Annotated in this window: 9 protein-coding genes and 1 pseudogene; 2 read left to right on the top strand and 8 right to left on the bottom strand. The window is 72.5% G+C overall.

What is annotated here, in order from left to right; all coding sequences use genetic code 11:
- The 5 genes from AA75_RS00745 to AA75_RS00725 form a co-directional block, all read right to left on the bottom strand.
- Positions 1-1,098 (bottom strand): serine/threonine-protein kinase (locus tag AA75_RS00745; protein ID WP_149037865.1); only part of this gene is annotated, 1,098 nt, incomplete at its 3' end.
- Between the two features lie 371 nt (positions 1,099-1,469).
- Entirely contained in the window at positions 1,470-2,597 is a 1,128-nt protein-coding gene (locus AA75_RS00740) for a GuaB3 family IMP dehydrogenase-related protein (protein ID WP_033817680.1), read from the bottom strand.
- Positions 2,598-2,755: 158 nt separating this feature from the next.
- Complete coding sequence (gene guaB, locus AA75_RS00735; protein ID WP_033817679.1) at positions 2,756-4,258, bottom strand: IMP dehydrogenase; 1,503 nt, start codon at positions 4,256-4,258, stop codon at positions 2,756-2,758.
- Between the two features lie 279 nt (positions 4,259-4,537).
- Positions 4,538-5,248: an RNA polymerase sigma factor ShbA gene (gene shbA, locus AA75_RS00730; RefSeq protein ID WP_082526138.1), complete on the bottom strand. Its 711-nt coding sequence runs from the start codon at positions 5,246-5,248 to the stop codon at positions 4,538-4,540.
- A gap of 253 nt (positions 5,249-5,501) precedes the next feature.
- On the bottom strand, positions 5,502-6,113 hold the full coding sequence (locus tag AA75_RS00725; RefSeq protein ID WP_014136228.1) for a response regulator transcription factor: 612 nt from the start codon (positions 6,111-6,113) through the stop codon (positions 5,502-5,504).
- Between the two features lie 527 nt (positions 6,114-6,640).
- Between AA75_RS00725 and AA75_RS00720 the strand changes: the two genes are divergently transcribed.
- Complete coding sequence (locus tag AA75_RS00720) at positions 6,641-6,967, top strand: WhiB family transcriptional regulator (protein ID WP_033817678.1); 327 nt, start codon at positions 6,641-6,643, stop codon at positions 6,965-6,967.
- Between the two features lie 73 nt (positions 6,968-7,040).
- On the opposite strand, the gene AA75_RS00715 is transcribed toward AA75_RS00720, so the two are convergent.
- The 3 genes from AA75_RS00715 to groES all read right to left on the bottom strand — a co-directional run bounded on the left by AA75_RS00715 (position 7,041) and on the right by groES (position 10,254).
- Positions 7,041-8,042 carry a LysR family transcriptional regulator gene (locus AA75_RS00715; protein WP_033817677.1) on the bottom strand — a complete coding sequence of 334 codons (1,002 nt, stop codon included), beginning with the start codon at positions 8,040-8,042 and terminating at the stop codon, positions 7,041-7,043.
- Between the two features lie 171 nt (positions 8,043-8,213).
- Positions 8,214-9,848, bottom strand: coding sequence for a chaperonin GroEL (groL, locus tag AA75_RS00710; RefSeq protein WP_033817676.1), 1,635 nt, complete (start codon positions 9,846-9,848; stop codon positions 8,214-8,216).
- Positions 9,849-9,948: 100 nt separating this feature from the next.
- Positions 9,949-10,254 carry a co-chaperone GroES gene (gene groES, locus AA75_RS00705; protein ID WP_014136232.1) on the bottom strand — a complete coding sequence of 102 codons (306 nt, stop codon included), beginning with the start codon at positions 10,252-10,254 and terminating at the stop codon, positions 9,949-9,951.
- A 250-nt stretch (positions 10,255-10,504) separates the two neighbouring features.
- Between groES and AA75_RS00700 the strand changes: the two are divergent.
- Positions 10,505-10,895 (top strand): annotated as a pseudogene (locus tag AA75_RS00700) (hypothetical protein); the annotation flags it as partial.

Raw genomic sequence — 10,895 nt, 5'->3', positions numbered from 1 at the left:
GGCGGCGGGCTTCGGCGCGGGCTCCGGCTTCGGCGCCGCCTTCTTCGCCGCCGCCTTCTTCGCGGCGGGCTCCGGCGCGTCGGCCTTCGCGGTCGAACGCGCCGCCGCCGTCCCCGCCGCGGCCGCGGCCTTCGGGGCGGGCCCCGGCACCGGCCCGGGCTCCGCCGCGACCTTCGGGTCGCCCTTCGGCCCGCTCTTCGCCACGGACGCCTCGTCAGCGCCCTTGACCGGCACCGCCTGCTGGGTGGTCGCCTCGGCCCGGCTCACGCCCGCCGCGACGATCCGCTTGAGCATCGAGCGGGTCTCGGAGGCGTCCAGCCGCAGCGCCGGGTCCTTCTCCAGCAGCCCCTCGATCACCGGCCACAGCGGCCCGGCCTTCTCGGAGGCGGGCAGGTCCTCGGTCATCACGGCGGTCAGGGTGGCGAGCGCCGAGCCCCGGTCGTACGGCGGCTTGCCCTCGACCATCGCGTACAGCGTGCCGCCCAGCGACCAGAGGTCGGCCGGCGGGCCGGGCTTGTGGCCCTTGGCCCGCTCCGGCGAGATGTACGAGGGGGCACCGACCAGCATGCCGGTGGAGGTGATCGAGGTGTCGCCCTCCACGCTGGCGATGCCGAAGTCGGTGAGGACCACCCGGCCGTCCTCGCCGATCAGCACGTTGGACGGCTTGACGTCGCGGTGCAGGATCCCGTGGCTGTGGGCGGCGCCCAGCACGCCGAGCAGGTCGAGCGCGATCTCGGCGGCCCGGACCGGGGTGACCGGCCCGTCCTCCTTGATGACCTCGGCCAGCGAGCGGGACTCGACCAGCTCCATCACGATCCAGGGCCGCTCGTCCTCCTCGACCACGTCGAAGACGGTGACGGCGGCGGTGTGCCGGATCCGGGCGGTTGCCTTGGCCTCCCGCAGGGTACGGACGATCAGGCGGTGCTTCTCCTCCTCGTCCACCCCGCCGTGCATGCGCAGTTCCTTCACGGCGACGATCCGGCCGAGCATCTCGTCCTCGGCCCGCCAGACCGTGCCCATGCCGCCGCTGCCGAGCACCGCGTTGAGCCGGTACCGGCCGGCCAGCAGCCGGCCCGTGGACTCCTGCGCCTGGGTCATCGGTGCGCTCCCCCATGTGTTGCTGGCCCGCGTACTGCTGCCGGTCGAAGTGACGGCGCATCGGCCCGCGCGGGCACAACCCGGGGGCATCGCCCGCGCGCCCGGCGCCCGGCTCCAAGACGCCAAGTCACCATCATCTCCTGTTCCTTCGGTCGCCGACCACCCGCCCCGGGGGTTGACCGTGAAGATCCGTACCGGAACCGGGCGTTCCGTACCCGACCGGAGAGCGGAAACAGCCGGTCAGCGGCGCAGCCGCGCACAGACTCTCCCCGAGGAACGCACCATGACCACACCAGCCGGACGGCGGACCGAACGCCCCGGGGCCCCCGCCGATCGGCGGGGGCCCCGGGAGGACGGGCACGGACGGACCGTCAGCCGTGGTGCAGCGCGGGGTTGACGGTGACCTCGACCCGCTGGAACTCCTTGAGCTCCGAGTAGCCGGTGGTGGCCATGGCCCGGCGCAGCGCACCGAACAGGTTCATGGTGCCGTCCGGCGTGTGCGAGGGACCGGTCAGGATCTCCTCGGTGGTGCCGACGGTGCCGAGGTCGACCCGCTTGCCGCGCGGCAGCTCCTCGTGGACGGCCTCCATGCCCCAGTGGAAGCCCTTGCCGGGCGCGTCGGTGGCCCGGGCCAGCGCGGCACCGATCATCACCGCGTCGGCGCCGCAGGCGACCGCCTTGGCCAGGTCGCCGCTGTAGCCGACGCCGCCGTCCGCGATCACGTGCACGTACCGGCCGCCGGACTCGTCCATGTAGTCCCGGCGGGCCGCGGCCACGTCCGCGACGGCCGTGGCCATCGGGACCTGGATGCCGAGCACGGTGCGGGTGGTGTGCGCGGCGCCGCCGCCGAAGCCGACCAGCACGCCCGCCGCACCGCTGCGCATCAGGTGCAGGGCCGCGGTGTAGGTGGCGCAGCCGCCGACGATCACCGGGACGTCCAGCTCGTAGATGAACTGCTTGAGGTTGAGCGGCTCGGCCGCGCCGGAGACGTGCTCGGCGGAGACCGTGGTGCCGCGGATCACGAAGACGTCCACGCCCGCGTCGACCACGGCCTTGGAGAACTCGGCGGTGCGCTGCGGGGAGAGCGCGGCGGCGGTCACCACACCCGAGTCCCGGACCTCCTTGATCCGCTGCTTGATCAGCTCGGCCTTGATCGGCTCGGCGTAGATCTCCTGCAGGCGGCGGGTGGCGGCGGCCTCCTCGGTGATCGAGGCGATCTCGTCCAGCAGCGGCTGCGGGTCCTCGTAGCGGGTCCACAGGCCCTCGAGGTTCAGCACGCCGAGTCCGCCGAGCTTGCCGATGGCGATCGCCTGGGCCGGGGAGACCACGGAGTCCATCGGGGCCGCCAGGAAGGGCAGCTCGAAGCGGTAGGCGTCGATCTGCCAGGCGATCGAGACCTCCTTCGGGTCACGCGTACGACGGCTGGGGACGACCGCGATGTCGTCGAAGGCGTACGCCCGGCGGCCGCGCTTGCCACGCCCGATCTCGATCTCAGTCACTTCGAGCCCTTCTGCTGCTTGCATCTGCCTGCCGGGTCACCCCGGCCGCCCCCAGTATCCCGTACCGGCCCGCCACCACGTGGCACCCGGCCGGGGAGCGGACACGGCGCGGGGCCCGCCACCGCTCGCGCGGCGACGGGCCCCGGGGGCCGTACGGGTCAGCGGCTGGTGTAGTTCGGGGCCTCGACGGTCATCTGGATGTCGTGCGGGTGGCTCTCCTTGAGGCCCGCCGAGGTGATCCGGACGAACCGGCCCTTGCTCTCCATCTCGGCGACGGTGGCGGCGCCGACGTAGCCCATGGTCTGGCGCAGGCCGCCGACCAGCTGGAACAGCACCGCGGAGAGCGGGCCGCGGTAGGGCACCTGGCCCTCGATGCCCTCGGCGATCAGCTTCTCGTCCGAGGTGACCTCGCCCTGGAAGTAGCGGTCCTTGGAGAAGGACTTCGCCTGCCCGCGGGTCTGCATCGCGCCGAGCGAGCCCATGCCGCGGTAGGACTTGAACTGCTTGCCGTTGATGAACAGCAGCTCGCCCGGCGACTCCTCGCAGCCGGCCAGCAGCGAGCCGAGCATCACGGTGTCGGCGCCGGCGGCGAGCGCCTTGCCGATGTCGCCGGAGTACTGCAGGCCGCCGTCGCCGATCACCGGCACGCCGGCCGCCCGGCAGGCGAGCGCGGCCTCGTAGATCGCGGTGACCTGCGGGACGCCGATGCCGGCGACCACGCGGGTGGTGCAGATGGAGCCGGGGCCGACGCCGACCTTGACGCCGTCCACGCCGGCGTCGATCAGCGCCTGGGCGCCGTCCCGGGTGGCCACGTTGCCGCCGACCACGTCGACCGCGACGGCGGACTTGATCTTCTCGATCCAGGCCAGCGCGTTGTGGCTGTGGCCGTGCGAGGTGTCCACCACCAGGAAGTCGACGCCCGCGCCGACCAGCGCCTGGGCGCGGTCGAAGGCCTCGGCGCTGGCGCCGACGGCCGCGCCGACCAGCAGCCGGCCCTCGGCGTCCTTGGCGGCGTTCGGGTACTTCTCCGCCTTGACGAAGTCCTTGACCGTGATCAGGCCCTTGATCCGGCCCTCGTCGTCGACCAGCGGCAGCTTCTCGATCTTGTGGCGGCGCAGCAGCGCCATCGCGTCCTCGCCGGAGATGCCGACCTTGCCGGTGATCAGCGGCATCGGGGTCATGATCTCGCGGACCTTGCGGTGCCGGTCCGACTCGAAGGCCATGTCGCGGTTGGTCACGATGCCGAGCAGCTTGCCGTCCGGGTCCGCGATCGGCACCCCGCTGATCCGGAACTTGGCACAGAGCGCGTCGGCCTCGGCCAGCGTGGTCTCCGGGCCGACCGTGATCGGGTCGGTGACCATGCCCGACTCGGAGCGCTTGACCAGGTCGACCTGGTTGACCTGGTCCTCGACCGAGAGGTTGCGGTGCAGGACGCCGACGCCGCCCTGGCGGGCCATCGCGATGGCCATCCGGGCCTCGGTGACCTTGTCCATCGCGGCCGACAGCAGCGGGATGTTCACCCGGACGTTCCGGGAGACCCGGGACGAGGTGTCGACCTGGTTCGGCAGCACCTCGGAGGCCCCGGGAAGCAGCAGGACGTCGTCGTACGTGAGCCCGAGCATCGCGAACTTCTCGGGTACGCCTGCGGCGTTGTAAGACATCTAAGGGACCTTCCGTGGCGTGGCCGTCGATCTCGGGCACGACCGGCGAGGGTTACCGGCCGGGTGGCTCTCTCAGCTGGGCGGACGGCCGCGGTACGGCCACGTCCCACCCGCGCGCACCGGCACAGGGCTTGGCCACCAAGACGACGGACGGCTGGAGGAACCTCCAAGGGAACCCCGGTGCGCGCCCACGGAACTTTGGCAACCTGACCAGGTGCCGATACCCCATGGTACTGGTGTCGCGAGGTATGACCTCGCGCCCCCTTGACAACACCGGAGTCAGGACGACTCTTCCGCCAGCGCCCGCAGCCGGCTGAGCGCCCGGTGCTGGGCGACCCGGACCGCGCCCGGCGACATGCCCAGCACCTCGCCGGTCTCCTCGGCCGACAGCCCGGCGGCCACCCGCAGCAGCACCAGTTCGCGCTGGCGGGCCGGCAGGTTGGAGAGCAGCTCGCGGATCCAGGCGGCGTCACTGCTCAGCAGCGCGCGCTCCTCCGGGCCGAGCGACTCGTCCGGGGTCTCGGGCAGGTCGTCCTGCGGGATCACGGTGGAGCCCGGGCCGCGCATGGCGGCCCGCTGCAGATCGGCGATCTTGTGCGCGGCGATCCCGTAGACGAAGGCCTCGAACGGGCGGCCGGTGTCGCGGTAGCGCGGGAGCGCGCAGAGCACCGCCACGCAGACCTCCTGGGCCACGTCGTCCACGTGGTGGCGGGCGTTGCCCGGCAGCCGCACCAGCCGGGCGCGGCAGTAGCGCAGCGCCAGCGGGTGGACGTAGGCCAGCAGCGCGTCGATCGCCGGACCCTCGCCGCGGACCGCGGCGGCCACCAGCGAGGCCACCACCGGGGAGGTGCCGCCGCCCAGTACCGGCGGCCTGACCTCGGACGTTTCGGCGTACGACGATTCGCCGCCCTGACCGTCGGGGACGGCCTCGTCGGCCTGGGCCGGCTCGGGCTGGGCCTCGCCCGGAGCGGCGGCCTCGTCGTCACGCATCGGTCCATGGTGCCTGGTCGGAGCGGAAAACGCGGCACCGCGTCCGGACTTGTGCATCGGAACGTTATGCGTCGCCACTGTGCGCACCGTGCCGCCTCCCGCCCCACTGGCTGCCGCGGGCTGCGGCAACTCTCGTTTCCGCAGCACCTGTCCGCTGGTCCCCGAGGTGCTCCACTCCTCCATGGTGCAGCCTCGGGACCACAACGTCACACGTCCGTGCGGTTGCCGTGTCGGATACCCCGCCGGACGGGTCTCAGCGGACCAGGCCCCAGCGGAAGCCGAGGGCCACCGCGTGCGCCCGGTCCGAGGCGCCCAGCTTCTTGAACAGCCGGCGGGCGTGCGTCTTCACCGTGTCCTCGGACAGGAACAGCTCGCGGCCGATCTCCGCGTTGCTGCGGCCGTGGCTCATCCCCTCCAGCACCTGGATCTCACGCGCCGTCAGCGTCGGCGCCGCGCCCATGTCGGGGCTGCGCAGCCGCCTGGGGGCGAGCCGCCAGGTCGGGTCGGCGAGCGCCTGGGTGACGGTGGCCCGCAGCTCGGCGCGCGAGGCGTCCTTGTGCAGGTAGCCGCGGGCGCCGGCGGCCACCGCGAGGGCGACGCCGTCCAGGTCCTCCGCGACGGTCAGCATGATGATGCGCGCGCCCGGGTCGGCCGACAGCAGCCGCCGGACCGTCTCGACCCCGCCGAGGCCGGGCATCCGGACGTCCATCAGGACGAGGTCGGAACGGTCGGCCACCCAGCGGCGGAGGACCTCCTCGCCGTTCGTCGCAGTGGTCACCCGGTCGACACCGGGCACGGTCGCGACCGCCCGGCGAAGCGCCTCCCGGGCGAGCGGGGAATCGTCGCAGACGAGTACGGATGTCATGACCGTCCTCCGCAGCAGATCCGCGTCACGTTGAGCCTCCTGGCTGGTACGAACACTCTCCGACACGGCCGTTCGGCGACGGACCTCGTACCGATCGCCGGGTGTCCCCGCGATCGTTCCCGACGTCCTGCGCCCGCCAACCGCCTCCGCACATCCAACGACCGTCACTCGAATGAGTTACGGCTTTCGGGGCCATCTCCACCACTGTACGTGGCCGGACCGTTACCGATCACCCACCTCGCGGTGCACACGCCGCACTTTTGTGCTGATCGTGCGCGTCGCACGCGCCACGCGCGCCACGGAGCGGAGGACGGCGCACCGGGGGCCACCCGCTTGCCAGATCACGACCACTCAAACGTCCTGCCCCTTTTGCCCGTTTTTATAGCCTATGGAGGGTCATTGACTGTTGTGCCCGACTGTGGATGACTTGTTCACGTAGGTGTCGTAAGTCATATTTCCAGGTGTCCGTACCGGCCGATCGCCGCCTCGCCGAGCCGAGGGGTCCCGAGCCTTGAAGGGAATGAGCCATGGCAGATTTCTCCCGCCTCCCCGGCCCGAACGCAGACCTCTGGGACTGGCAGCTCTCCGCCGCCTGCCGCGGCGTCGACAGCTCGCTCTTCTTCCACCCCGAGGGCGAGCGCGGGGCGGCCCGCAGCTCACGGGAGGCCAGCGCCAAGGAGGTCTGCATGCGCTGCCCGGTACGGGCCCAGTGCGCCGCCCACGCCCTGGCCGTCCGCGAGCCCTACGGCGTCTGGGGCGGTCTGACCGAGGACGAGCGCGAGGAGCTGCTCGGCCGGGCGCGGCACCGGCTGGCCGAGGTCCAGCTGACCCGTCCGGCGGGGCTGCGGCACTGACCCGTCGTCGCCGGACCGGATAGAGAAACGTTTCTGCACACGCCGGAGGGCGGCCCGGGCCCGCCGGCGCGGCTCAGCGCGCGGCGGCGGCGTCCGTGAGCCGGTCCAGCATCCGGGCGACCGCCGGCACCTCGGCCAGGTCCGGCAGGGTCAGCGCCACCACCTCGCGCACCGCCGGGCCGCCCGCGACCGCCGACACCGGCACCAGCGCCACCCCGTGGTGGCGCACCGGGTCCAGGGCCAGCCGGGGCAGCACCGCCACCCCGAGCCCCGCCGCCACCAGGCCGACCACCGCGGGGTAGTCGTCGGTGGCGAAGTCGATCCGCGGCGCGAACCCGGCGGCCTCGCACAGCTCCACCAGGTGCCCCCGGCACTGCGGACAGCCGGCGATCCACTGCTCCTGCGAGAGCTGCGCCAGCTCCACCGGGCGGTCGGCGCCCGCCCCGGCCAGCGGATGGCCGGCCGGGACCACCCCGACCAGCGGGTCGTCCAGCAGCGGGCGCACCACCAGGTCCGACCAGTCCGTCGCGGCGGCCGCGGCCGCCGCCTCCAGGGTCGCCTCGGCGCGGGCCTCGCGGGCGGTGGCGTGCGGCGAGGCCGACGGGAGGCCGCCCTGCGAGTGCGGGTGGCGGAAGGCCAGCGCGACCTCGCACTCGCCGGCCCGCAGCATCGCCAGCGCCTCCGGCGGCTCGGCCTCCACCAGCGACACGCGGACCCCCGGATGGTCCGCACGCAACCGGGCGACCGCGGGCGGCACCAGGGTGGAACTCGCGGTCGGGAACGACACCAGCCTGACCCGTCCGGCCCGCAGTCCGGCGATGGCGGCGAGTTCCTCCTCGGCGGCGGACAGCCCGGCCAGGATGCCGTTGGCGTGCTTCACCAGCGCCCGGCCGGCCTCGCTCAGCTGCATGCCGCGCCCGGAGCGGACCACCAGCGGGGTGGCCACCGCCTTCTCCAGCGCCTTCATCTGCTGGCTCACGGCCGGCTGGGTGCAGCCCAGCTCGCGCGCGGCGGCGGAGAAGGAACCGGTCCGGGCGACGGCGCGCAGGACACGGAGGTGGCGGGCTTCGATCATGCCTCAGTTATAAGGCAGCCTTTGGCGTTCGCAAAACCTGGCTGATGAATTCGAGCCCCGCGGGGGCTCCGCCGCCCCCGAGGGTATCCGGCGCCGCGGCAGGGTGCGGACATGCCGGAGGCCCGGCCGCGCCGAAGGGCGCGACCGGGCCTCGGGGCCTGCTGACCGGGGTCAGTGGGAGTGGCCGTGACCGCCGTGCGAGTGGCCGTGGCCGTTGCCCTCGTCCTCTTCCTTCTTCTCCACCACGAGGGTCTCGGTGGTGAGCAGCAGGGAGGCGATGGAGGCGGCGTTCTCCAGGGCGGAGCGGGTGACCTTGACCGGGTCGATGACGCCGGCCTTGACCAGGTCGCCGTACTCGCCGGTGGCGGCGTTGTAGCCGAAGCCCGCCTCCAGGTCGGCGACCTTGGAGGTGATGACGTAGCCCTCGAGGCCGGCGTTCTGGGCGATCCAGCGCAGCGGCTCGGCGAGCGCCTTGCGGACGACCGCGACACCGGTCGCCTCGTCGCCCGACAGGCCCAGGCCGCCGTCCAGCACCTTGGCGGCGTGCACCAGGGAGGCGCCGCCGCCGGCGACGATGCCCTCCTCGACGGCCGCGCGGGTGGCGGAGATGGCGTCCTCGAGGCGGTGCTTGCGCTCCTTGAGCTCCACCTCGGTGGCGGCGCCGACCTTGATGACGCAGACGCCGCCGGCCAGCTTGGCCAGGCGCTCCTGCAGCTTCTCGCGGTCCCAGTCGGAGTCGCTGGCGGCGATCTCGGCCTTGATCTGGCCGACCCGGCCGGCCACGGCGTCGTGGTCACCGGCGCCGTCGACCAGGATGGTCTCGTCCTTGGTGACGGTGACGCGGCGGGCGGTGCCGAGCACCTCGAGGCCGACCTGGTCGAGCTTGAGGCCGACCTCCTCGGAGATCACGGTGCCGCCGGTGAGGACGGCGAGGTCGCCGAGGATCGCCTTGCGGCGGTCGCCGAAGCCCGGGGCCTTGACGGCGACGGCGTTGAAGGTGCCACGGATCTTGTTGACCACCAGGGTCGACAGCGCCTCGCCGTCGACGTCCTCGGCGATGATCAGCAGCGGCTTGGAGGCGCCGCCCTGGAGGATCTTCTCCAGCAGCGGGAGCAGCTCCTGGATGGAGGAGATCTTGCCCTGGTTGATCAGGATGTACGGGTCGTCGAGGATCGCCTCCTGGCGCTCCGCGTCGGTGACGAAGTACGGCGACAGGTAGCCCTTGTCGAACTGCATGCCCTCGGTGAACTCGAGCTCGACGCCGAAGGTGTTGGACTCCTCGACGGTGATCACACCGTCCTTGCCGACCTTGTCGATCGCCTCGGCGATCAGCTCGCCGACCTGGGTGTCCTGTGCGGAGAGGGAGGCGACGGCGGCGACGTCGTCCTTGCCCTCGATCTCACGGGCGATGGACAGCAGGTGCTCGGAGACGGCGGCGACGGCCTTGTCGATGCCCTTCTTGAGGGCGGCCGGGCCGGCGCCGGCGGCGACGTTGCGCAGGCCCTCGTTGACCAGGGCCTGGGCCAGCACGGTGGCGGTGGTGGTGCCGTCACCCGCGACGTCGTTGGTCTTGGTGGCGACCTCCTTGACCAGCTGCGCGCCGAGGTTCTCGTACGGGTCGTCGAGCTCGACCTCACGCGCGATGGTCACACCGTCGTTGGTGATGGTGGGGGCGCCGAACTTCTTGTCGATGACGACGTTGCGGCCCTTGGGGCCGATGGTCACCTTGACCGTGTCGGCCAGCTTGTTCACGCCGCGCTCCAGCGAGCGGCGGGCGTCCTCGTCGAACTGCAGGGTCTTCGCCATGATCCCGATTCCTCAGAAAGTGCCTGGTTTACGTGAGCCAACAACCGCGCCCCGGGCCCCTGTCACTTGAGGACACGGATCCGGGGCGGGCGGAGACGTCTTACTTCTCGATGATGGCGAGAACGTCGCGAGCCGAGAGGACCAGGTACTCCTCGCCCTGGTACTTCACCTCGGTGCCGCCGTACTTCGAGTAGAGCACGATGTCGCCCACGGCGACGTCGAGCGGAAGGCGCTGGCCGTCCTCGAAGCGGCCCGGGCCGACGGCCAGGACGACGCCCTCCTGGGGCTTCTCCTTGGCGGTGTCCGGGATAACCAGGCCGGAGGCCGTGGTGGTCTCGGCGTCGAGCGGCTGGACCACGATGCGGTCCTCGAGCGGCTTGATGGCAACCTTGCTGCTGGTGGTCACGTCCGAGCTCCCCTTCGGAGATTACGGGGTTGTCTAACAGGTAGGTGTCGCGGTGTCCGCAGGCCTGCCGTCGCGGGGGTCAGGCATGCTCCATCGCGTTAGCACTCACCCTGGGGAGAGTGCCAGGAATGACCATAGGCGCCGGTTAGCACTCAGTCAACCAGAGTGCCAATGGCGCGGCCGGTCGTTCGATCCGGGCCGAGTACCCGTACTCATGTGCGGCCCGGGCCGCGGCGGGCAGAATGCGGGGGTGCCCGCCGACTCGCAGACGCCACCACACCCCGGCCCAGGCCCGTCTGACGACGGGTCACCGAGACCGGGCGGCGCCCTCGCGCTCGGTCTGCTGGTGCTCGCGCTGGACGTCTGGCTGGCCGGCCTGGCCGTGCTGTTCCTGCTGCTCTCCGCGGTCAGCCACCCGTTCCCGTGGGTCGACTACCCTGCCGCCGGCGAGCCGGCCGGGCACCACCGGCGGGCGGTGCACACCCCGCTGACGGTCGCCGGGGCGAGCGCGGCGGCGCTCGCCCTCAGCGCGGTACTGCTGGCCCTGCGCCGCCACCGGGCCGCGGCCGCCGTCCAGACCGTCCTGCTGGCCGCGGTGCTGGCGGCGGCGCTGGCCCTCTGGGCGGCCCGGCCCGCGCCGA

Origin of the sequence: Kitasatospora sp. MBT63 (assembly GCF_000710465.2) — a bacterium.
Taxonomy (GTDB): domain Bacteria; phylum Actinomycetota; class Actinomycetes; order Streptomycetales; family Streptomycetaceae; genus Kitasatospora.
The sequence above is the reverse complement of the archived record's forward strand: the minus strand, read 5'-3'. Positions and strand labels throughout refer to the sequence as shown.

Bases quoted from the DNA above. Each gene is read 5' to 3' on its own strand.
- guaB (WP_033817679.1), bottom strand. From the start codon at position 4,258: ATGTCTTACAACGCCGCAGGCGTACCCGAGAAGTTCGCGATGCTCGGG.
- shbA (WP_082526138.1), bottom strand. From the start codon at position 5,248: ATGCGTGACGACGAGGCCGCCGCTCCGGGCGAGGCCCAGCCCGAGCCG.
- AA75_RS00725 (WP_014136228.1), bottom strand. From the start codon at position 6,113: ATGACATCCGTACTCGTCTGCGACGATTCCCCGCTCGCCCGGGAGGCG.
- AA75_RS00720 (WP_033817678.1), top strand. From the start codon at position 6,641: ATGGCAGATTTCTCCCGCCTCCCCGGCCCGAACGCAGACCTCTGGGAC.
- AA75_RS00715 (WP_033817677.1), bottom strand. From the start codon at position 8,042: ATGATCGAAGCCCGCCACCTCCGTGTCCTGCGCGCCGTCGCCCGGACC.
- groL (WP_033817676.1), bottom strand. From the start codon at position 9,848: ATGGCGAAGACCCTGCAGTTCGACGAGGACGCCCGCCGCTCGCTGGAG.